A 21,419-nucleotide genomic window follows, 5' to 3' on the forward strand; every position below is an offset into this window, starting at 1 on the left:
CATTCCTTCCGAGCCACCGCGCGGCAGACAACGATCAGCCACACCCCGTCGCCCTGGGCATCCAGGGCATCCAACCCCGAACAACATCAACCTTAGGGACAACGATGCGACCAACAGGGACGGTCAGCAGCACTGAGGTCCCCGAGCTGCCGGCTCCCCGCGGCCCGCTCTCAGCGGGAGTCGTCGAAGCGCTCCGCGACGGCTCGACCCCGGCACCGCACGACGACGCCGAACCCTACGGGCTAGATCTGCAGCTCGCCCTCTACTGCCTGTACGAACTGCACTACCGCGGATTTCGCGGTGTGGAGCCGGAGCGGGAGTGGGATCCCGAGCTGCTGGCGCTCCGCCGAGAACTCGAGCTGGCGTTCCTGTCCACCCTGCGCGACGACATCCCGGTCGGCCACGACGTGGCGGCCGAGCTGCAACGCCTGCTCGTCGAGCCGTCGGACGCCTGGGGCGCCACGCACCACCTCCGCCGCGACGGCCAGCTGTGGCAGCTGCGCGAGTACGTGACGCACCGCTCCCTCTACCACCTCAAGGAGGCGGACCCGCAAGCCTGGGTGATCCCGCGGCTGTCCGGGGCCGCCAAAGCCTGCTTCGTCACCGTCGAGCACGACGAGTACGGCGCCGGCCAACCTGAGCGCATGCACTCCCACCTGTTCGCCGTGATGATGCGCGCGCTCGGCGTGGACGACCGCTACGGGGCGCATCTCGACGTCGTGCCGGCCGAGGCGCTCGCCGAGGTCAACCTGATGTCGATGTGCGGGTTGCACCGCAGCCTGCGAGGTGCTCTGCTCGGGCAGTTCGCCACGGTCGAGCTGACCTCCTCGCCCGGCTCCGACCGGCTCGTCCGGGCGATGCGGCGGCTGGGCTGCAGCCCCGAGGCCATCGACTTCTACGCCGAGCACGTCGAGGCCGACGCGGTCCACGAACAGCTGGTCCGCCGCGGCGTGCTCGGCCCGCTGCTGACGGCCGAACCGGAACTGGCCACTGACGTCGTGTTCGGGGTGCGCGCCGCGATCCACCTGGCAGGCAGGTTCGAGGCGCTGCTGCTCGAGCGCTGGGCGAGGAACGAGAGCTCACTGCTGCCCCGCGCCAGCGCGTGAACGCGGCGCGCACCCCGGTATCACGCGGCGTGACGCCGGTCGATCAGCTCACGTCGCTCCCGCTCGCCCAGGCCACCCCAGATGCCGTACGGTTCACGAGCCGCCAGCGCGTGCTCGCGGCACTGGCGCATCACCGGGCACCCGGCGCAGATCTGCTTGGCCTGCTCCTCGCGGTCCTCGCGTGCGCTACCGCGTTCGTTCTCCGGGTGGAAGAAGCGGCTGACGTTCACGTCCCGGCAAGCGGCGTGAAGCTGCCAGTGCCAGGCCTCGCTGACGGGCTTGGGCAGACGAGATGTCGCGGCCAATGCTGCTCACCCTCCCACTTGTCGACGTTCAGCGGCTGTCCAGCGCGCTACCCAGCGCCTCGCCGACGCACACATCCGGTTGCGACGTAGATCGATTTCATCCGCGATGTTCACCGGATCGGCCCAGTCGCGGCCCGCGCGGACCGACCGGGTGTGGCCGGCGGATCTTCCGGGTAGACCGCTGGACACGACTCGTACGGGAGATGCCATGAGGACACCACTGCACGCGTTGGCGGAGCACGGGCAGAGCGCCTGGGTCGACTACCTGTCCAGGCGGTTCATCCGCGACGGCGACCTGGCCCGCCTCGTCGAGCGGGGCCTGGCCGGGGTGACTTCGAACCCGACGATCTTCCAGGGCGCCATCGCGGAAGGGGACTTCTACGACGACCAGCTCCGCGACCTGCTGGCCGCGGAGTCCGACCCCAAGGAGATCTTCCTGGCCATCGCGCGCGAGGACATCCGGGCCGCGTGCGACACCCTCCGCGAGGTCTTCGACCACGACCAGGACAACCTGGGCGGGTGGGTGTCGCTCGAAGTCGACCCGAACCTGGCGAACGACACCCGGGCCACCATCGCCGAGGTCTCGCGGTTGCACCAGATGATCGACCGGCCGAACCTCTTCGTGAAGATCCCCGGCACGCTGGCCGGGCTGCCCGCCATCGAGGAGTCCATCGCCAGGGGAATCCCGGTCAACGTCACGCTGCTGTTCTCCCTGGACCGGCACCGCGCCGCGGGCAAGGCCTACCTGCGGGGGCTGCGGCGGCTCCGGGACAACGGCGGAGACCTGCGATCGGTCGCCTCGGTGGCGTCGTTCTTCGTGTCGCGCGTCGACACCGAAGCCGACCGCCGGCTCGACGCCATCGGCGGGCACGAGGAGCTCAAGGGCACCCTGGCCATCGCCAACGCCAAACTCGCCTACCAGGGCTACAAGGAGCTGTTCTCGGGTCCCGAGTGGGAGGAGCTCGCCGCCGCCGGCGCGAACCCGCAGCGCTGCCTGTGGGCTTCGACCTCGACGAAGAACCCGCAATACCGCGATGTGCGCTACGTCGAGGAACTCATCGGGCCGCAGACCGTGAACACGATGACGCGGGAGACGCTGGACGACTTCCAGGACCACGGCCAGGTCGCGGACACCCTGGAGCGAGGTGTCGACGAGGCGCGCAGTCGTCTCGACCGGTTCGCCGCCGTCGGCGTCGACTACGACGACGTCACCGCGGTGCTGGAGCGCGAAGGCGTGGACAAGTTCGCCGCGTCGTTCCAGAAGCTGTTCGACGAGATCACGCACAAGCGCGAGCAGCTGATCCGGAGCTGACCGCGCTCGGTCGGCGACGGCGATCGCCCGGCGCGGGGAGCCGGAACCCGGTTCAGCCCGACCGGGAAGGTTCCTCGCGCGGGGAGCGGCTATCGATCGCGCGGGCTCGCCCTCCCACCGAATCCGGTCGATGACGTCCCGGAGGGTGTCGCGAATGTGCTTGCGCAGCAAGCTGATCTGCTCCCCGGTGCGTGGATCGTCGGGCAGGAACTCCCGGGTGAGCAGGCCTGCGCCCAGCGGCAGCGAGACCGCGAGCTCCGGCTCGGCGTCGCGACCGAGCATGATCTCCATCGACCCGCCGCCGATGTCCACGACGAGCAGCCGTCCCGCGGACCACCCGTACCAGCTGCGCACCGCGAGGTAGGTGAGCCTGGCTTCGTCCTGACCGCTGAGGAACTGCGGGCGGATCCCGGTCTCCCGCTCCAGCCGGTCCAGGACCTGGTGCCGGTTCGCGGCATCGCGGATCGCAGAGGTCACGAACGCGAACAGCTGCTCCACCGAGGACTGCCTGGCCGCGACGAGCGCTCGGCTGGTGGCCTCCACCACGCGCTCCACTCCCGCGGGCTCTATCGAGCCGTCCGCCGTGAACGACTCGCTCAGCAACGTGGGTTCCTTGACGGCGTGGGTGGGCAGCGGAGGCGCGCCGGGATGGAGGTCCACGATCTGCAACTGCGCGGAATTGGAACCGATGTCCAGCACACCTAATCGCATGCCAGTCACATACCCCGCGCGCCACTTCCTACACGGCTGCCGGGCGGGCACGCGGATCCGAGAGCGCTCCGTCGCCACCGGGGCCGTGCGCTCCCGCATTGCTCCCCTCACGCCCGCGCCACGACCTCCAAATCCGCCAGCAACCCCTGGAAGGCCGAGCGCCGGTCCGGTGCGCGCACGACCGAGGACGGGTGCACGGTGGCGAGCGCCAAGCGGGGCCGTTGCGAGCCGAGCTCGGGCACGTCCGGGAAGTCCAGGAGCACACCGCGGTCCGCGGTGACGCTGAAGCTGCTTCCCAGCAACGACTTCGCGGCCGTCGCTCCGAGGCAGACCACGATCTCGGGGCGCACGACCTGGAGCTCCGCCGTGAGCCATGGGCGGCAGGCGCGGATCTCCGCGGCGTTCGGCTTCTGGTGGATGCGGCGCTTCCCCCGCTCCTCCCGCACGAACTTGAAGTGCTTCACCACGTTGGTCAGGTATGCCGAGCTCCGGTCTATCCCGGCGTCGCCCAACGCGCGGTCCAGCAGCCGGCCCGCCGGGCCGACGAACGGTTCTCCCTCCAGGTCCTCCCGGTCACCGGGCTGCTCGCCGATGAACATCAGCCGCGCCGGGGCAGGCCCCGCGCCGAACACCGTCTGGCTCGCCGCGCGGTAGAGGTCGCAGCCGCGGCAGCCGCGGGACGCCTCCTCCAGTGCCCGCAGACCGCCCCGGTCCGGCACGTACGGTGCCGCGGTGGACTCGGTCGCCATCGGTGCGGTTCCCCTCTGCACGAGGACGGAAGGTGCGGCTTCAGCCGGGGTGGGTCTCACCGCCGACCGGGGCCAGCACTTCGCCGGTGTAGTAGCTCGAGAGCTGCTCGGCCGCGAAGAAGACGTAGGACGGCGCGATCTCGTCGGGATGGGCCATCCGCCCCATCGGCACGTGCTCGCCGAACCCTTCGACGTGCTCGGCGGGCAACGTCGACGGGATCAGCGGAGTCCACACCGGACCGGGCGCCACGCAGTTCACCCGAACACCCGTCGTGGCCAGCGACTGCGCCAACGACATGGTGAGGACGTGGATGGCGCCCTTGCTCGCGGAGTAGTCGATGAGCGTCTTGTTCCCGCGCAAGCCGTTGACCGACCCGGTGTTGATGATCGACGAGCCCGCGCTCAGGTGCGGCAGCGCGGCGCGGATCAACCAGAACACGCTGTAGACGTTGACCTTGAAGGTGCGGTCGAACTGCTCGGTGGTGGTGTCGGTGAAGTCCTCCACCGGCGCCTGGGTTCCCGCGTGGTTGACCAGGACGTCGAGACCGCCCAGCTCTTCGACCGTCTCGCGGACGAGGCGCTCGCACTCCTCCTCGGACGCGAGGTCCAGGCGGTGCAGGGCGCAGCGCCTGCCCTCGGCGCGCACGAGCTCGGCGGTCTTCTCGGCGTCCTCGTCCTCCATGGCGGCGAGGTAGGCGATCGACACGTCCGCGCCCTCCTTGGCGAAGGCCACCGAAACAGCTCGGCCGATCCCGGAGTCCCCGCCGGTGACCAGCGCCCGCTTCCCCGACAGCAGGCCCCTGCCCTGATAGCCGTCCATCCGGTCTTCCGGAACGGGTTCCATCGGGGAAGTCGCGCCCGGGTACTGCTGCTGCTGACCCGCCACTCCGGACATGAACGCCTCCGATTCGGTACCGGCTCGATGCTTCGCGGCTCCTGGTTAGCCGCTGGACCCGGTGGTCAAACGCCGCATCGCGCGGCCTTCACCGGGGGATCCGAATAGCCGGGCGGGCTTCTGGGTATGGCCCGGTGAGGTCGCGTCACGGAGACGAGGAGGTACGACTGTGGCGGAACTGGTAGCGGACTTCCTCCTGCGCCGGCTGAGGGAGTGGGGCGTGGACCACGTCTTCTCCTACGCCGGCGACGGGATCAACGGCTTGCTCGCCGCGTGGGAGCGCGCCGGGAACAAGCCCCGGTTCGTGCAGTCCCGGCACGAGGAGCTCTCCGCCTTCGAAGCCGTTGGCTACGCGAAGTTCTCCGGGCGGGTGGGCGTGTGCGCGGCGACTTCCGGCCCGGGAGCGATCCACCTGCTCAACGGCCTCTACGACGCCAAGCTCGACCGGGTTCCGGTGGTCGCGCTGATCGGGCAGACCGCCCGGTCCGCCATGGGCGGCTCCTACCAGCAGGAAGTCGACCTGATGTCGCTGTACAAGGACGTCGCCTCCGAGTACCTGGAGATGGTCACCGTCCCGGAGCAGTTGCCGAACGTGCTGGACAGGGCGATGCGCACCGCCCAGACGCGGCGGACGGTCACCGCCGTCATCGTGCCGGGGGACGTGCAGACGCTGCCGTACTCGCCGCCGCAGCACGAGTTCAAGATGGTGCCATCCAGCACCGGGGTTTCCGGGTGTTCGGTGGTGCCCGACGCGGAGGGGCTGCGCGCCGCCGCCGAGGTGCTCAACTCCGGTGAGCGGGTCGCGATCATGATCGGCCAAGGCGCGCGGGACGCCGCCGAGGAAGTCGTCGCGGTGGCCGACCAGCTCGGTGCCGGAGTCGCCAAGGCCTTGCTGGGCAAGGACGTCCTGCCCGATGACCTGCCGTTCGTCACCGGTGCGGCCGGTCTGCTCGGGACGAAGCCGTCCTACCAGTTGATGAGCGACTGCGACACGCTGCTGGTGATCGGCTCCAGCTTCCCCTACAGCCAGTTCCTGCCGCAGTTCGGCCAGGCGCGCGGGGTGCAGATCGACATCGACCCGAACCGCATCGGCATGCGGTACCCGTTCGAGGTCAACCTCGTCGGCGATGCGCAGCACACGCTGCAGGCGCTGCTGCCGATGCTGCACCGCAAGACCGACCGCAAGTGGCGGGACACCATCGAGAAGAACGTCCGCGACTGGTGGGACGTCATGGAGCGCCGCGCCCACGTCGACGCCGAGCCGCTGAACCCGGAGCGGGTCTTCCACGAGCTCTCCCCGCAGCTGCCCGACGACGTCATCCTGACCTCCGACTCCGGTTCGGCGGCCAACTGGTACGCGCGGCACCTCAAGATCCGGCGCGGCATGCGGGCCTCGCTGTCGGGCACGCTCGCGACGATGGGGCCGGGTGCGCCGTACGCGACCGGGGCCAAGTTCGCCCACCCCGACCGGCCCGTGATCGCGCTCGTCGGGGATGGCGCGATGCAGATGAACGGCCTCAACGAGCTGATCACCATCGCGCACTACTGGCAGGAGTGGTCCGATCCGCGGGTGATCATCGCGGTGCTCAACAACGGCGACCTCAACCAGGTCACCTGGGAGCTGCGCGCGATGAGCGGCGCTCCGCAGTTCATCCCGTCCCAGCGGCTTCCGGACGTCGGCTACGCCGCGGTGGCCGAGCAGTTCGGCCTGCGCGGCAGCAGGATCGACACGCCGGACCAGGTCGCGGACGCGTGGCGGCAGGCGCTGGCGAGCGACCGGCCCTGCGTCCTGGAGTTCGTCACCGATCCGTCCGTGCCGCCGATCCCGCCGCGCGCCGACCTCGACCAGCTGGAGAAGGTCACGAGCTCGCTGCTCAAGGGCGATCCGGAAGCCTGGTCGGTGGTCCGCGAAGGCGTGAAGTCCAAGCTCCAGGAGTTCTACCCGCGGGGCCGTGGCCGCGAGTGAGCCCGCCGGACACGCGCATCCGAGGACTGCGGGCCAGCGCGTACCGGATCCCGACGGACCTGGACGAGGCGGACGGAACGCTGGCGTGGACCGCGACGACCATCGTCGTGGTCCACGCCGACGTCGGTGAGGTGAGCGGGCTCGGCTGGACCTACACCGACGCCGCCTGCGCGGACCTCGTGCGCGGTGTGCTCGCGGCGGCGGTCGACGGCCGCGACGGGCTCGACGTGCCGGCGGCGTGGCAGTCGATGCAGCGGGCGATCCGCAACCTCGGCAGGCCGGGCCTGGTGTCGTGCGCGATGTCGGCGACCGAGATCGCGCTGTGGGACGCCGCCGCCCGCGTCGTGGGACTTCCGCTGTGCCGCTTGCTCGGCAGGGCCGGGGAATCGGTTCCGGTCTACGGCAGCGGCGGGTTCACCAGCTACGACGACCACCAGCTCGCCGATCAGCTGCGGCGTTGGGCGGACCGGCTCGGGATGCCCGCGGTGAAGATCAAGATCGGTGAGGGGTGGGGCCGCCACGTCGACCGCGACCTCGAACGGGTCGACCTGGCCCGCGAGGTGGTGGGGCCGGACACCGCGCTCTACGTCGATGCCAACGGCGCGTACGCGCCGGCGCAGGCGGTGCGGGTGGGGACGCGGCTCGACGAACGCGACGTGCTGTGGTTCGAAGAGCCGGTCTCCAGCGATGACCTCGCCGGTCTGCGCGACGTCCGGGAGTCCGTAGATGCTGACGTGGCCGCCGGGGAGTACGGCTACCAGCTCCCCTACTTCGCGGCCATGCTCGACGCCGGAGCGGTCGACTGCCTCCAGGTCGACGTGACCCGCTGCGGCGGTTTCGGCGAATGGCTGCGGGTGGCGGCGCTGGCCGCCGCGCGGAACCGGGAGATCTCCGGGCACTGCGCCCAGAACCTCAGCGCCCACGTCGCGCTGGCCACTCCCAACGCGCGGCACCTGGAGTGGTTCCACGACCACGACCGCATCGAGTCGATGCTGTTCGACGGAACTCTCGACCCCAGCGGTGGCGAGGTGCGCGCCGAACTCTCCCGACCGGGTCACGGCATGAGGCTCAAGGAACCCGACGCGCACCGCTTCCGGATCAGCTGAGAGGAGCCCGACGATGTCGACGGATCTGCTCGAACGCGATCTGCTCCGCGAGGTCGACGGCGAGATCCGCTTCGACGCGGGCGCTCGCGGGGCGTACTCGACGGACGCCTCCAACTACCGCCAGGTCCCGATCGGCGTGGTCCTGCCCCGCAGCGTCGAAGCCGGCGCGCGAGCGATCGCCGTCTGCCGCGAGCACCACGTGCCCGTGCTCTCCGAAGCGGGCCTGGGTGTCACGGCGCATCCGCCGGACATGCCCGCGAGCTGGGAGGGCTGGGAGGACTCGGCCGTCGCGCCGCACCGCCTGGGCGACTACCTGCGCGACCTGCTGTCGCTGTTCGCCGACCACGGGTACGAGAAGCCCGCGCTCTACGGCCACTTCGGGCACGGCTGCGTGCACATCCGGATGCCGTTCCGGCTCAAGTCCGGGCCCGGTGTTGCGCGATTTCCGGCAGTTCCTGCAAAGCGCCGCAGAGCTGGTCACGTCCTACGGCGGATCGCTGTCCGGCGAGCACGGCGACGGCCAGGCGCGCGGCGAACTGCTCCGCTGCATGTTCGGCCCCGCGATCGTGTCCGCGTTCGAGGAGGTCAAGGCCGCGTTCGATCCCCGTGACCGGATGAACCCCGGCAAGCTCGTCCACCCGTACCGCACCGACGAGAACCTCCGCCTCGGCGCCGGCTACCACCCGTCGGTCCCGGCCACCTTCCTCGGTTTCCCGGACGACGGCGGGAGTTTCCCGCAGGCGGCTTCCCGGTGCGTCGGGATCGGCAACTGCCGCCGGAGCGCCGGCGGGGTCATGTGCCCGTCCTACATGGTCACCCGCGAGGAGGAGCACTCCACCCGCGGCCGGGCCCGGTTGCTGTTCGAGATGCTCCAGGGCCACCCGGACGCGCCCGTGCGGGACGGCTGGCGCTCGACCGCCGTCCGGGACGCACTCGATCTGTGCCTGGCCTGCAAGGGGTGCAAGTCCGACTGCCCGGTGGGCGTCGACATGGCGACCTACAAGGCGGAGTTCCTCGCGCACCACTACCGGCACCGGCTCCGCCCCGCCGCGCACTACTCGCTGGGCTGGCTCCCGCTCGTCGGCCGGTTCGCCCAGTGGGCACCGCGCCTGGTCAACAGCGCCCTGCGCGCACCTGTGCTCGCGCAGACGGCGAAACGGCTGGGCGGAATCGCACCGCAGCGCACACCACCGCGCTTCGCCGAGGTGAGCTTCCAACGCCTGTGCCGTCACCGTGTAGCACCGCCGCCGGGAGAGCCCGGCGCGGTGCTGCTGTGGCCGGACACCTTCACCAACCACTTCGCCCCGCACATCGGCCGCGCGGCGGTGGACGTCCTGGAGGACGCCGGGCTGCGCGTCGCGGTACCCCCGCAACCGCTGTGCTGCGGGCTGACCTGGATGTCGACCGGCCAGCTGGGCATGGCGACACTGCGGTGGTAGCCGACGGTTTCAGCTGCCGCACGCAGATCGAGCACGGCCTCCCGGACCGGCGTCCCGTCCACCTCGCCGAACTGCTGCGCTCCGGGATGCGGTCGTCACGATCGGGAGGCAGGTGACGACGCGGACCTGCCGGGATGGTGTCAGCGTTCGAAGAACGCGGTCGCGGACTCCTTGAACAGGCGGCTGGACACCGCGTTGAAGTGGTTCCGGCGTCCGAGGGAGACGAACGGCGCGTCGAAGCCCGCGGCGAGTTCCGGGGCGTCCGCTGCGACGTCGTCCTGCTCGCCCGCGGCGAAGAGCACAGGTGCCGGTGGCGGGCCTTCGAGCCGGTGGCCCGCCACTTCTTCGATGCACGCGTCCAGGCCGGTCGCCGACAGCGTCTCCGCCACGCGGCGCATCGAGTCGCGGTCGGCTGCCCGGCCGCCGATGCCGCCGAGGGCGAGCCGGCGGACCCGGCCGGGCGCGAGCTTCGCCAGCTCCCAGCCGACCAGCCCGCCCATCGAGTAGGCAACCACATCCACAGTGGACAGATCAGCTTCGTCCAGCACGGTCAGCACGTTGCCGGCCAGTGCTCCCGGCGCGTATCCGGACGCCGGGCGGTCGCTCTGCCCGTGCCCGCGCAGGTCGACCAGGACGTGACCGCGGTCGGCGAGGGCCCGCACCCAACCGGTGCGCACCCAGGTGCTCTCGCCGTCCGAGGCGAATCCGTGGATCAGCAGCACCGGAGCCGGCCCGGGTGCCGTGGCGTACCAGATCTTCGCGCCATCGCCGGTCGTGGCGAACACGGTCAGTCCTCCGGCAAGGTCAGGCGGACGCGCCGCTGCGGCTTCCGCTCCTCGGGGACGGCACCGACGATGCCCGCCTGGTCGTCGGAGACGGTGAAGGTCACCAGCGACTCGCCCACCTCCAGCTCCGCGTCCTCGGCGACGTGCAGTCGCGCGACCCGGCCGGACTGCGGCGAGGGGATCTCCACCGCCGACTTGGTCGTCTCGAGCTCGACCAGCGGCGCGTTGCGCTCCACCCAGTCGCCCTCGGCCACCAGCCACTCCAGCACGCGCGCGCTGATCAGGCCCTCGCCGAGATCGGGCAGGGGAAAGGTCACTTCAGCCACGGCGGTACTCCAATGTGGTCTGGACGGCGGTCAGGATGCGGTCGACGCTGGGCAGGTACTGGTCCTCCAGCTCGCCCGACGGGACGGGCACGTCGTAGCCGGTGACCCGCTGCACCGGGGCGCGCAGGTCGCCGAAGCAGCGCTCGGTGACCAGCGCGGAGACCTCTCCGCCCAGCCCGGCCGTCAGCGGGGCTTCGTGGACCACGACCGCGCGGCGGGTCTTCGCCACCGACGCGGCCAGGCCGTCGGTGTCGATCGGCTTGAGCCAGCGCAGGTCCAGCACCTCCAGCTCGACGCCGTCCTCGGCGGCGAGCTCGGCGACCTGCTTGCAGCGCGCGACCATCGCACCCCACGCGACGAGCGTGGCGTGCTTCCCTTCGCGCACCACCCGGCTCGTGCCCGGCGGCAGCACCTCGACCGGTTCGGTGGGGTCGAAGGATTCCCGTTGCCAGTAGCGCGGTTTGGGCTCCAGGAAGATCACCGGGTCGGGATCGGCGATGGCCTGCCGCAGCAGGTGGTAGCCCTCCGAGGGAGTCGAGGGGCTCACCACCTTCAGGCCCGGCACGTGCGCGAACAGCGCCTCCAGGCTCTCGCTGTGGTGCTCCGGCGCGCGGATCCCGCCGAAGCTGGGCAGCCGCAGCGTGATCGGCATGTTCAGCACGCCGCGGCTGCGGTAGTGCATGCGAGCCATCTGGTTGACGATCTGGTCGACGGCCGGGTAGCTGAAGCCGTCGAACTGGATCTCCGGCACCGGGCGCCAGCCGTGCATCGCCAGCCCGACCGCCATGCCCATGATCGCCGACTCGGCCAGCGGCGTGTCGAACACGCGGTCCTCGCCGAACTTGGCGCGCAGGCCGTCGGTCACCCGGAACACGCCGCCGAGCGTGCCGACGTCCTCGCCGAAGATCAGCACCCGGTCGTCGTCCTCGCACGCGTGCTGAAGGGCCAGGTTGAGGGCCTTCTGCAGGGACAGCTCAGGCATCGAGGTGCTCCTTCCACGCCCGCTGCTGCGCCAGCAGGGACTTCGTGGGCTCGCGGTAGACGAACGAGAAAAGCTCCTCGCCGGGACGCACGTCGAGCGAGACCAGGCTCTCCCGGACCTCGCGCACCACGGCGGCGGCGTTCTCCTCGGCCGCGGCGACCTCGTCGGCGGTGAGCTGCTGCGCGGCGACCACGAGCGGATCGCGCCCGGTCCACGCCTGCTCGTCCTCCAGCGTCCGGTAGCGGCCGGGATCGTCCGAAGTGGAGTGCGGGCCCATCCGGTAGGTCATCGCTTCGATCACCGTCGGCCCGCCGCCGTCGCGCGCCCGCTCCAGCGCGGCGCGGGTCGCCTCGAACACCGCGACCGCGTCGTTGCCGTCGACGCGCAGGCTCTCGATCCCGTAGCTCGCGGCGCGGGCGGCCACCGAGCCGCCGGCCACCTGGCGTTCGGTGGGCACCGAGATCGCCCAGCCGTTGTTCTGGCAGAAGAACACCACCGGGAGCCGGTACACCCCGGCGAAGTTCATCGCCTCGTGCACGTCGCCCTGCGAGCTGGCGCCGTCGCCGAAGTACGCGATGGCCGCGCCGCCGGTTCCGTCCAGCTTCGCGCCCATCGCCCAGCCCACGGCGTGCAGGACCGGCCCGCCGACGATCGCGTTCAGCGGTGCCAGGCGCGAGGACTGCGGATCGTAGAGCCCGCCGTGCCAGATGTTGCGGTGCGAGGCCAGGTAGGCGGCGAGATCGACGCCCATCCCGACCGCCACGCCGACCTCGCGGTAGGTGGGGAACGCGAAGTCGCGGTTCAGGTCGAGGGCTGCGCCGCTGGCCACCTGCGCGGCCTCCTGCCCCTTCGCCGGCGCGTAGGCGGGGAGAACGCCCTGGCGCTGCAGCGCGATGGCCTCCTCGTCCAGCCGCCGCGCCACCAGCATCAGGCGGTGGAGCGTACGAAGATCAGCTGCGTCCATGACGGGAAGCGTGCGCAACCACCGCCCGGCCGTGCAAGCGCCGCCATCCCGGCTGATCACTCTGCACGATCCCACCCGCGATGCGCGCCCGTTCACAGTAAATATTGCCCTGTGAACGAACCCGACCGCGCACCGCGCGCTCCGGCCCCGGCAGCTGCTCCCGCCGGGCGGCTCGCTAGGCCGATTCGCGGATGACGAGTTCCGGCGTCAGCTCGACCGGCGCCGGTTCCCGCTCGCCCGCGAGCAGGCGCTCCACCTCGCCGACCGCCAGGGCGCCCAGGCGCCGCTTGTCGATGTGCAGCGTGGTCAGGGGTGGCGTGATGAGCTCACCGAGCATCAGCCCGTCGAAGCCCAGCACCGCGCAGTCCTGCGGAACCCGCAGCCCGCGCGCGTGCGCGGCGCGCACCACCCCGACCGCGGTCAGGTCGTTGAACGCGAACACCGCGGTCGTCTCCGGGTGGCTGTCCAGCAGCCGGTGCGTCGCCCGCTCGGCGCCCGGGACCGACTGCTCGCTCTCGACGACCGCGTCGGCGGGCAGCGCGATCCCGTGGTCGGCGAGGGCCTGCTGGAAGGACTTCCGGCGCTGGTAGCGGTCGCAGCTGGTGGAGCAGTCGATCATGCCGAGGCGGCGGTGCCCGCGGTCCAGCAGGTGCTGGACCCCGGCCCGCACGCCCGCGTCGACGTTCACCGCGACGGCCCCGCACCTCGGCACCCGCACCTCGGCATCGAGCAGCACGACCGGGATGTCGAGGCCCTCGGGCGCGCGGTCGAGGTGGTTGAAGTAGCCGACCAGCGCGTCGACCTCCGCGGCGAAGGACCGCAGCAGTTCGGCCTCGGCGGCAGGCCCCCCGCTGACGACGTTGACCTGCCAGCCGTGCGCCGCGGCGGAGTCGATCACGCCGGCGATGACCTCGGGGAAGAAGGGGTTCGTCAGGTCCGGGACGGCGAGGCCGAGCGTGCTCGGGCGGGGCTTGACCAGTGCCCGCGCGTGCCTGCTCGGCCGGTACCCGAGCTGCTCGGCGACTTCGAGGACCCGGCGCTTGGTGTCCGGATCGATCTCCGGCTTGTCGTTGATCGCCCGGGAGACGGTCTGGTACGAGACCTGCGCCGCGCGCGCGACGTCCTTGATCGTGGGCCTTCGCGCGGGTGCCGCCATCCACCCATCTCAGCACACCGCGCAGTCACCCGGGAACCGCGCCGCACGCTCGGCGCCTTGACATCGACGTCCTCCCGCAGCATCCTCGTGAACGTTCACGTGACCGTTCACAGACGTGAGGTCGTGCACCGTGGGTGATGAGAAGGACGCCGGGCCGCGGTTGTTCAGCGGCGTCGGGATCGCCGGAGCGTTCGCCGGCTTCGTGCTGATCGGCGCGCTCCAGGCCCTCTACGGCCCCGCGATCCCGGCCGTGCGCGCCCACTACGGGGTCTCTCCCGCGGTGGGCGGCCTGGGGCTGAGCGCCCACTTCGTCGGCGGACTGCTCGGCGTGGTGGTGTTCCACCGGTGCTGCGGCAAGACCGGGAACCGCCTGCTGCTCGGCTGCTCCTACCTGGCCATGGCCGCGGGCGCCGTCGTGTTCGCGGCGACACCGCCCTGGCCGGTGGCCCTCCTGGGCGCCTTCGTCGCGGGCCTGGGCTACGGCTCGATCGACTACGGGCTCAACCACCTGTTCGCCATCGGGTTCGGCGCGCGCAGCCCGGCCATGCTGAACCTGCTCAACGCGTTCTTCGGGATCGGCTCGATCCTCGCTCCGGTGGCGCTGGCGCAGCTCGGCCCGGAGAGCTATCCGCTGGTCTTCTTCGCCTTCGCGATCGCATCGGCGGTGCTGATCGCGGCTCTCCGCGGCGTGCGCAACACGCGCGTGGAGAGCGGCGGCACAGCACCCGACCGGGACGCGATGCTGCGCAACCGCAGCATCGCCATCACCGGGGCGTTCGTGATCCTGTACGTGCTCAACATCGGCGTCGAGGCCGGAGCGGGCGGCTGGGAGCCGACCCACCTGATCGCCGCCGGTCACACCGCGAGCGCGGCGACGTCGGCCACCGCCGTGTACTGGCTGATGATGACGGTCGGCCGGTTCCTCGTCGCGCCGCTGACCCTGCGGTGGTCCGAGCAGAGCATCCTCACCTGGAGCTGCGTCGGCATGGCGGTCTGCCTCGCGCTGGCCGTGGTGCCGTCGCTGGCGCCTTACGCCTACGCCGGTCTCGGCCTGTTCATCGCACCGGTCTTCCCCACCGGGCTGCCGTGGCTGCACCGGCTGGTGCCCGATGCGCAGCGCGCGGGCGCGTACGTGATCGCGGCATCGATGCTGGGCGGTGTCGTGTTCCCGCCGCTGATCGGCGTGGGAATCGAACTCGCCTCCACCACCGCGGTGCCGATCATCCTGTTCGGACTCAACGCGCTGTGCCTGCTCGCGATCTGGTGGCTGTTGCGCCAACCGGGGGCACCGCGCGACGTTGCCCAGCCCGGAGACGAGGAGCACGCGATGACCGGCGATGACCGTTCCCGCCTGAAAACCGCACTGCGCCGGCTGGACGCCTGGTCGCTGCGGGTGCTGAACCCGCCGGAGGTCTTCCTGGCGGTGGCCCGGCACGACTTCCGCCACCGCCGGGTCGAACACACATCCCCGTCCACCGCCCCAGGTGCGGCGCTTCCGGGAACCGCCTTCATCCACAGGAGATGTTGAACGGCAAGAACCGCTCCGCTCCCGCGGTCGAGCGGAACACCTCGCCGACGAACGCCGCTGGCCCCCGTCCGGAACCGGACGGGGGCCAGCGGAGAACGATCAGGTCAGACGCGCACGCTGGCGGCCTGCGGGCCCTTCGGCCCCTGGGTGACCTCGTAGGTCACGCGCTGGTCCTCGGACAGCTCGCGGAAGCCCGAGGCCTCGATGGCCGAGTAGTGCACGAACACGTCCGGGCCACCGTCGTCGGGGGCGATGAAGCCGAAGCCCTTTTCAGCGTTGAACCACTTCACGGTTCCCTGTGCCATGACGATCTCCTTGAGAGCTAGAGAGGAACCGGCGACACCTTGCGCGCCTGCCGGGGCCGGAGGGGATCTCAGACGGCTGCTCACTCCAGCTGCACCAAAGAAAGCCGCTCACCCGCATCGATATCCTGCGAGCATGCGCAAAACACGAAACAGAACTACTCCTACCACGACCAAAGCTACACGACGTCGAGCCGCACGGCCAGCACGCCCCACCGCGGCGGGCCCGGGAGCGGCTACTGCTGCCGGTCCGCGATGCCCTTCATGCACCAGTCGCCGCCGGTCACGCCGAGCACGACGTCGATCGGCACGGTCTGCGTCTGGCCCTGCACGTTGATCGTGAGGTCCACCGGCGTCAGCGCCTCGCTGTCCAGCGACCGGCGCGGCGGGCCCGACTGCTCCGCGGACTGGATGAGCTGCAACGCCTGTGGCGGGAGTTGCGGGGCCAGCGTGCCATCGGGGGCCCGGCAGGAGCTCGCCGCGAGCCCGGCGGCGTCCTTGCCCGCCAGCGCCGCGGTGACCGCGGAGGCGGTGCCGTCCGGCTTGCCCGGTCCGACGAGGAAGTCCGGTTTGACGAACCCGGCGAACGCCAGCGCGGCAACAGCACCCACGAGCAGACCGCTGCCGAGCCCGATGAACAGCCCCTTCTTGCCCCCGCCACTCGCGGCGGCCGAGGACTCCTCAGCCTCAGTGGTGGCGGACTCCTCAGCCTCGGTGGTGGCCGCTGCGGCCTCGTCGGACGAGTCGTGCTGCGCGGCCTCCACCTGCTCCCCGGCCTGCGCCGAGCCGTCCGGCTCCGGACTCTCCCCGACCACCGGCTCCTCGGCCGTCGGCTCTTCGCCCTTGCTCCGTTCGGTCATGTGCGTGCCTCCCGACGACGCCCTGCGAGCGTCAACGCCTCGAACGCGACGCCCCCGCTGGAGCGCCAGTGCTGCCGACCACCCTGCCTGCACCCCCGGCAGACGTCCACGAACGCGCCGACGAGAGTGGCATTCCTCATAGGCCGATCGCAGCGGCCGCCGGAACCGACCACCTCGAACTCCGACGTCGAACCCCGCGCTCCAGCGGAACGTTCCCGCGCGCCTCGCACGGCAATCATCCACATAGGACAGCCCACCGGAGACCACACTGGAAGTGCGGCACAGCATCGATCGGGGCCCGCTCGCCACGCCGCGAACCACCGCACTCCTGAAAAGGCCGAACACATCCGGAACGAGCGTCCAAACAGGACTGTTGAACGACGACCACTCGACCTTCCCCGGCACAGCCCTCGACACGGACTCCCGTTCTTCAACGGCACGTTCCACCACAACGCCCAGTTGACAGCCGATCGAGAGAAGTTGCGGGCACAACATCCGTTCGCACGAACTCCCGAAGCCCTGCCGCGGAAATCCTCCCCGACGCCGCATTCACCCTTGTACGCTGCCGGGTCTCGCTGCGCTGATGATCTGCTCATGCCCCCGAACCGGCGAGGATGCAGAAGTGGCGGACAACCCGGCCCAGGTGCCGAAGACCGAGCAATCCCGCACGACCGGCATGCAGCTGGAGACCTTCGGCTGGTTCGCACTGCTGATGGGCGTCCTGTCCCCCACGTTCGCCAGCATCGGGCCGGACTGGTTGGCGGTGACCGGAGTTGTGCTGGGCCTGGTCCTGATCGGGTTCGGCCTGTGGGCCGTGCTGCCGCGGCCTCGCGCGAACCCCGAAGCTGCGCCTCCGCCACCTGCTGCTCCGGCAGTTCCTGGTCTCCGTCAACGACGTCCGCACCGAGGAGCAGCAGGTGGCCAGGAGCGTTGCGCCGTTCGGCCGGATGGTCGCGCTCGGAAAGCCCGGCGACCGGCTGCCGCGCACCGGCGCCGAACGCGCCTACGCCACGGACGAGCAGTGGCAGGACGAGATCCTCGCCGCCCTCGACCGGGCCAACCTCGTGCTGCTGGCCGCCGGGCCGGGCCAAAGCCTGGAGTGGGAGGTCCGCCAGGTGGTGGCGCGCGGCGCCCCCGGCCGCCTGGCCGTCGTCATCACCAGGGACCAGCACCAGTACGAGGACTTCCGGAACTCGGTGGGCCACCTGTTCCCGAAGGGACTGCCGGAGCACCCGCCGGTACGGATCCGCGGCAAGCTCTTCCGCTCCCGCTACGTCCGCGCCCTGATCTGGTTCGAGCCGGACTGGACCCCGCACCTGCAGAAGCTCAACGGCAGGTTCCCGCGCATCGGCGTCCCCCGCGGCCTGCGACCACCGGGCGACCGGCCGACCAAGCCGCGGCCGGCGGTGGTCACCGCCTGCGTGGCCACGTTCGCCTCGTTCTGGCCCTGCGCCGAACTCGCCTACCTGGTCGTGCCGGTGGCGATCGGGATGTTCGGCCTGGGCCCCGGCGAGGTCACCGGCCTCCTCGCGCTCACCGGGAACCCGACGTTGGACACCGTCTTCCCGCTGACCGCGCTGACACTGCTGTGGGCGATCCCGCTGGTGCTGTGGATGCGCCGCGCACTGCGCGGTGGCCCCGTCGCGGTGCTCATGCTGCAGATCATGAGCATCTTCACCGGGTTCGTGCTCCTGCTGAGCCTGGTGCCGATGGCGTTCAGCGCGGCCACCTGGGGAATCAGCCTCTCCCTGGCACTCAAGTCCTTCGCCCCGCTCGCCGCGCTGCTGCCCTTCCAGTTCACCGTCTACCTGGTCGGCACGATCCCCCTGCCGGCGCTGGGCTTCCTCCTGCTCCGCCGCGAAGTCCGCGAATGGCTGGAGTCCCGCGCCTGACCGCACCGGTCACCCGGTCCGGGGAGTTGTGCCGAAATGGCCTCTTCCGGTAGGTGGTTCGGCCAGGATTCACTGGGGTCCCCGAGTCATGGAGTGTGCATGTCGAGTACCGATCAGCTTCGGACGTTGAGCGACGCCGACTTCCCGGGGCTGTTTCAGGCGGCGGACACGGCTTCGGTGCGGCAGCAGCGCTCGTACCTGCGAGGTGTTCGCGCGCAGTTGCTGCTGACCGTCTCGGCCGCGGTGTTCGCCGCGTTTCCCGTGGTCGTGGGCTCTTTCGACGTGTTCGCGGTGGGAACCGCGCTGGCGCTGGTCGGTGTGATGGTGATCGAGATGGCCACCGCCGGGTCGCGACCGGACAAGGTCTGGTACGAAGGGCGGGCGCTCGCCGAGTCGGTGAAGACCCTGACCTGGCGCTATGCCGTGGGAGCCGCGCCGTTCGCGCTGGACTCCGAGTCCGCCGACGACGATTTCGTGTCGCGCGTCCGCGCCCTGCAGAAGGACAAACCCGGCGTTCTGCTGCTGCCCAACACCTCCTCGGCGATCACCAGCGGCATGCGCGCGCTCCGCGCCGCTCCGCTGGCCGAGCGCAAGGCGGCCTACCTGAGCGGCCGGGTGCACGACCAGCAGCAGTGGTACGCCGCCAAGGCCGTCTTCCACCAGCGCCGCGCGCGGATCTTCCGGACGATCATGCTGACCATGGAGGTGCTCGGCGTGGCCAGCGCGCTGGCGAAGGCGGTCGGCGTGGTCGACTTCGACCTGGCGGGCATCGTGGCCGCCGCGATCTCGGCGGTCGCCGCCTGGAGCGCCACCCGCCAGCACAGCACGACCGCCACGGCCTACGTGATGGCCTCCCACGAACTGGCGACGGTCCGCGACCTCCTCGACCGGGACCTGACCGAACAGCAGTGGTCCGACGAGGTGGTCGACGCGGAATCGGCGATCAGCCGAGAGCACACCATGTGGCACGCCAACCGCACCAGCTGACCAGCGGGCCGTCTGGACCCGGTTCTCGTGGTGGCTCCGGCTGGACTTTTCGCGTTCTCAGCCGGGCTTCGACCGCTCCGGCTGTCTTGCGAAGAGGTGGGGCGCCATGTCTTTGGGCACCGGCGCACATTCCTGGCCGAGGCAGGACGCTCGGAGCACCGCCGCGCTCATCGTCGTGCTCACGCTGACCAGCTGGGTCATGTACAGCGCCCTCACCGAGTTCGAATCCGACCTCTCCCACGGGCGGGAGGAGCTGGGAAGCTCTTTTGTCCCGGGTGTGCTCGCCGCCGCCGAGGTCGTCGCCACCGTGCTCGTCCTCTCCGGGCGCAGGCGGGGATTCGCCGTCGTCGTTCCTGCCGAAGTGCTCCGCTTGTTCATCCCGCTGGCGACCTCGGCAGACGGCTCGATCAGCGTGCTCGCCGTCAACGCTGACCACCGGAACACGAACCCCCGGCCGACACGGCTGGCACCCTGGCGGTCTCCTTCAAGCAGCAGTTCGGCCCCTCCACGGCGCTCTACCTGGCGCTGTTCGTCGTCTGCCACCTCACCAGCGCCATCTTCTTCGCCGACCTCGCCCGACAACGATCCGCCGAACGGGCGATGGGGCACTGGAGGAGCGGTGAACTGTGACAAGGGCTCTGACGGCTTGGCGAGTCCCGTGCGCCTTCGCGTCGTCACGGGCGAGGTATCAGTGCTGCGACCTCGGTGATGGCGTCGAGATCCTCGGCGCTGTAGGAGCCGGAGACCGTTTCCGCTTCCGCGATCGCGATCGTGTTCTTCTTCAACTCCGTGCTGTAGTGATGCCCGGTGAACTCGATATCGCGCATGCCAAGGAGGGAACCACCCAGTGGTCTGATGTCTCCAGTGCCGTGGCGATCCTCCAGACGCTGGAACTTCCAGACCGTGCTGCGGTTGCGGAACTCCACCCAAGCTACGGAAACGACGGCAGCATTGCCCTGATCGTCGCCGACGACGAGGAGAATCCTGTCCAGCGACTTGCACGGAGTACGGATGAGGAACTCGCGGACTTCACCGAAAGAATGCACGGCGCAATCGACGGCTGAGATCTTGTCCGATTGCCGCAGCCTGCGCAAGCCCATGCGCTGCCAGGCGTCGTCCACCCTTCCCCGCCGCACCGAACGCTTGGCTTCTGCTTTGCGCGCTTTGAGGTTTCGCGAAACCGCATTCCGAACTGCCGCGTTCGCGGACCCGCTCACCGCCTCGCCCGCTGCGGTCTCCGCCGTGAAGGCGGAGCCCGCAGTCACCGCACCGCCGCCCGAAGCAAGCGCCAAAGCGAGCGTGCCTGCAACGACGAGACTTCCGGCACTACTCTTGCCCGGGCCGGGATCTGATCCTCCGCCTGCGCCGCCGATTCGACGACCTGCCACGCGCTTCCCTCCACACCGCCAAAGGCATGAACTGACAGCGGCACAGCATGGAGATCACGAAAGTGATCCTCAACCGGTTCGGGTGCAGTTCACCCGTTCGAGCCAGACGGCGACGCGGGCTTGTACGGGGCCGCTACGAGATTGAAGACCGGTTTCCGGTCAGCGGGTGCGGTTGTAGTGGCGGCGGGCCTTTTCTCGGTTTCCGCAGGTGGCCATCGAGCACCAGCGGGCTCGGTTGGCTCGGCTCCGGTCGAGCAGGAAGAGCTGGCACTTCTCGTTCGCGCAGGGGCGCAGGCGGCCGGGCAGCTGTTCCTCGGTGGCCGCCCAGGCCAGGATCAGCTCGACGGCCAGGCGGGCGTGCGGGGGTGACTCGACCGTCCACCGCAGACCGTCCTGGGTGATCTCCGGGAGCTGCTTGACGCCTTCGAGCAGCGGGTTCAGCGCGGTGGGCTGGCGTTCTCCGCACACCACGTCCCGCAGGACGTCGCGCACCTCGCGCAGCAGCGCCAGTTCCTCTGGGCTGCCGTCGCCGCCGTGCTCCCGTGCCCAGCGCCTGCCTCCGGCCGGGTCGGCGAGCGCGTCCTGCTCCTCTCCGTTGATCAGCGGCCTGCTGTTGAGCAGGTCCAGCAGCGCGTCCACCAGGCACTTCCTCTCTAACCG

Annotated in this window: 22 protein-coding genes and 1 pseudogene; 9 read left to right on the forward strand and 14 right to left on the reverse strand. The window is 70.5% G+C overall.

The window, feature by feature from the left end:
* The first annotated feature begins 104 nt into the window (after positions 1-104).
* Entirely contained in the window at positions 105-1,106 is a 1,002-nt protein-coding gene (locus tag ATL45_RS37440) for an iron-containing redox enzyme family protein (RefSeq protein ID WP_093146170.1), read from the forward strand.
* 20 nt (positions 1,107-1,126) lie between these two features.
* Here ATL45_RS37440 and ATL45_RS37445 read toward each other — a convergent pair whose 3' ends face one another.
* Entirely contained in the window at positions 1,127-1,411 is a 285-nt protein-coding gene (locus ATL45_RS37445) for a WhiB family transcriptional regulator (protein WP_093146171.1), read from the reverse strand.
* Between the two features lie 208 nt (positions 1,412-1,619).
* Between ATL45_RS37445 and tal the strand changes: the two genes are divergently transcribed.
* Positions 1,620-2,723, forward strand: a complete 1,104-nt coding sequence (tal, locus tag ATL45_RS37450; protein ID WP_093146172.1) for a transaldolase — start codon at positions 1,620-1,622, stop codon at positions 2,721-2,723.
* Positions 2,724-2,867: 144 nt separating this feature from the next.
* Here the strand turns inward: tal and ATL45_RS37455 are convergent.
* The 3 genes and pseudogenes from ATL45_RS37455 to ATL45_RS37465 all read right to left on the reverse strand — a co-directional run.
* Positions 2,868-3,533 (reverse strand): annotated as a pseudogene (locus ATL45_RS37455) (Ppx/GppA phosphatase family protein); the annotation flags it as partial.
* 8 nt (positions 3,534-3,541) lie between these two features.
* Positions 3,542-4,183 (reverse strand): UdgX family uracil-DNA binding protein, encoded by a 642-nt coding sequence (locus tag ATL45_RS37460; RefSeq protein WP_093146173.1) that lies wholly within the window; start codon positions 4,181-4,183, stop codon positions 3,542-3,544.
* A gap of 40 nt (positions 4,184-4,223) precedes the next feature.
* The gene (locus ATL45_RS37465; protein ID WP_093146174.1) at positions 4,224-5,078 is read right to left on the reverse strand and encodes an SDR family oxidoreductase; all 855 of its coding nucleotides are present in this window, start codon (positions 5,076-5,078) and stop codon (positions 4,224-4,226) included.
* 169 nt (positions 5,079-5,247) lie between these two features.
* On the opposite strand from ATL45_RS37465, the gene ATL45_RS37470 reads away from it, so the two are divergent.
* From ATL45_RS37470 to ATL45_RS39910, 4 genes are read left to right on the forward strand one after another with little or no spacing between them, the layout of a single operon-like run.
* Complete coding sequence (locus ATL45_RS37470) at positions 5,248-7,044, forward strand: thiamine pyrophosphate-requiring protein (RefSeq protein ID WP_093146175.1); 1,797 nt, start codon at positions 5,248-5,250, stop codon at positions 7,042-7,044.
* Positions 7,041-8,150 (forward strand): enolase C-terminal domain-like protein, encoded by a 1,110-nt coding sequence (locus tag ATL45_RS37475; protein ID WP_093146176.1) that lies wholly within the window; start codon positions 7,041-7,043, stop codon positions 8,148-8,150. Before ATL45_RS37470 ends, ATL45_RS37475 begins: the two co-directional genes overlap by 4 nt.
* A 13-nt stretch (positions 8,151-8,163) precedes the next feature.
* Positions 8,164-8,760 carry an FAD-linked oxidase C-terminal domain-containing protein gene (locus tag ATL45_RS40125; RefSeq protein WP_256258155.1) on the forward strand — a complete coding sequence of 199 codons (597 nt, stop codon included), beginning with the start codon at positions 8,164-8,166 and terminating at the stop codon, positions 8,758-8,760.
* Positions 8,648-9,589 carry a (Fe-S)-binding protein gene (locus ATL45_RS39910; RefSeq protein WP_256258299.1) on the forward strand — a complete coding sequence of 314 codons (942 nt, stop codon included), beginning with the start codon at positions 8,648-8,650 and terminating at the stop codon, positions 9,587-9,589. Before ATL45_RS40125 ends, ATL45_RS39910 begins: the two co-directional genes overlap by 113 nt.
* A 140-nt stretch (positions 9,590-9,729) precedes the next feature.
* On the opposite strand, the gene ATL45_RS37485 is transcribed toward ATL45_RS39910, so the two are convergent.
* The 5 genes from ATL45_RS37485 to ATL45_RS37505 form a co-directional block, all read right to left on the reverse strand.
* A complete protein-coding gene (locus ATL45_RS37485) occupies positions 9,730-10,374 on the reverse strand; it encodes an alpha/beta fold hydrolase (protein WP_093146177.1) in 645 nt (214 codons plus the stop codon).
* 2 nt (positions 10,375-10,376) lie between these two features.
* The gene (locus ATL45_RS37490; RefSeq protein ID WP_093146178.1) at positions 10,377-10,700 is read right to left on the reverse strand and encodes a biotin/lipoyl-containing protein; all 324 of its coding nucleotides are present in this window, start codon (positions 10,698-10,700) and stop codon (positions 10,377-10,379) included.
* Positions 10,693-11,682, reverse strand: coding sequence for an alpha-ketoacid dehydrogenase subunit beta (locus tag ATL45_RS37495; RefSeq protein ID WP_093146179.1), 990 nt, complete (start codon positions 11,680-11,682; stop codon positions 10,693-10,695). Before ATL45_RS37495 ends, ATL45_RS37490 begins: the two co-directional genes overlap by 8 nt.
* The gene (locus ATL45_RS37500) at positions 11,675-12,646 is read right to left on the reverse strand and encodes a thiamine pyrophosphate-dependent enzyme (protein WP_093146180.1); all 972 of its coding nucleotides are present in this window, start codon (positions 12,644-12,646) and stop codon (positions 11,675-11,677) included. Before ATL45_RS37500 ends, ATL45_RS37495 begins: the two co-directional genes overlap by 8 nt.
* 175 nt (positions 12,647-12,821) lie before the next feature.
* Positions 12,822-13,802: a LacI family DNA-binding transcriptional regulator gene (locus ATL45_RS37505; RefSeq protein ID WP_093146181.1), complete on the reverse strand. Its 981-nt coding sequence runs from the start codon at positions 13,800-13,802 to the stop codon at positions 12,822-12,824.
* A 130-nt stretch (positions 13,803-13,932) separates the two neighbouring features.
* Here ATL45_RS37505 and ATL45_RS37510 point away from each other — a divergent pair, with 130 nt between their 5' ends.
* Positions 13,933-15,330, forward strand: coding sequence for an MFS transporter (locus ATL45_RS37510; protein WP_093146182.1), 1,398 nt, complete (start codon positions 13,933-13,935; stop codon positions 15,328-15,330).
* A 104-nt stretch (positions 15,331-15,434) separates the two neighbouring features.
* Here the strand turns inward: ATL45_RS37510 and ATL45_RS37515 are convergent, their stop codons facing one another.
* The gene (locus tag ATL45_RS37515) at positions 15,435-15,635 is read right to left on the reverse strand and encodes a cold-shock protein (protein WP_093146183.1); all 201 of its coding nucleotides are present in this window, start codon (positions 15,633-15,635) and stop codon (positions 15,435-15,437) included.
* A gap of 233 nt (positions 15,636-15,868) precedes the next feature.
* Positions 15,869-16,492, reverse strand: a complete 624-nt coding sequence (locus ATL45_RS37520) for a hypothetical protein (protein WP_093146184.1) — start codon at positions 16,490-16,492, stop codon at positions 15,869-15,871.
* A 917-nt stretch (positions 16,493-17,409) separates the two neighbouring features.
* Between ATL45_RS37520 and ATL45_RS37525 the strand changes: the two genes are divergently transcribed.
* Together ATL45_RS37525 and ATL45_RS37530 are read left to right on the forward strand one after the other, a co-directional pair.
* Positions 17,410-18,384, forward strand: a complete 975-nt coding sequence (locus tag ATL45_RS37525) for a hypothetical protein (RefSeq protein WP_143121533.1) — start codon at positions 17,410-17,412, stop codon at positions 18,382-18,384.
* 99 nt (positions 18,385-18,483) lie between these two features.
* Positions 18,484-19,371 (forward strand): DUF4231 domain-containing protein, encoded by an 888-nt coding sequence (locus tag ATL45_RS37530; RefSeq protein WP_170210467.1) that lies wholly within the window; start codon positions 18,484-18,486, stop codon positions 19,369-19,371.
* A gap of 57 nt (positions 19,372-19,428) precedes the next feature.
* Here the strand turns inward: ATL45_RS37530 and ATL45_RS37535 are convergent, their stop codons facing one another.
* The 3 genes from ATL45_RS37535 to ATL45_RS37545 form a co-directional block, all read right to left on the reverse strand.
* Entirely contained in the window at positions 19,429-19,953 is a 525-nt protein-coding gene (locus ATL45_RS37535) for a hypothetical protein (RefSeq protein ID WP_121505458.1), read from the reverse strand.
* Positions 19,954-20,045: 92 nt separating this feature from the next.
* Positions 20,046-20,759 carry a hypothetical protein gene (locus tag ATL45_RS38630; protein WP_143121534.1) on the reverse strand — a complete coding sequence of 238 codons (714 nt, stop codon included), beginning with the start codon at positions 20,757-20,759 and terminating at the stop codon, positions 20,046-20,048.
* A 159-nt stretch (positions 20,760-20,918) separates the two neighbouring features.
* Positions 20,919-21,398: a CGNR zinc finger domain-containing protein gene (locus ATL45_RS37545; protein WP_093146189.1), complete on the reverse strand. Its 480-nt coding sequence runs from the start codon at positions 21,396-21,398 to the stop codon at positions 20,919-20,921.
* Positions 21,399-21,419 lie beyond the last annotated feature (21 nt).

Source organism: Saccharopolyspora antimicrobica (assembly GCF_003635025.1).
GTDB classification, from domain to species: Bacteria; Actinomycetota; Actinomycetes; order Mycobacteriales; family Pseudonocardiaceae; genus Saccharopolyspora; species Saccharopolyspora antimicrobica.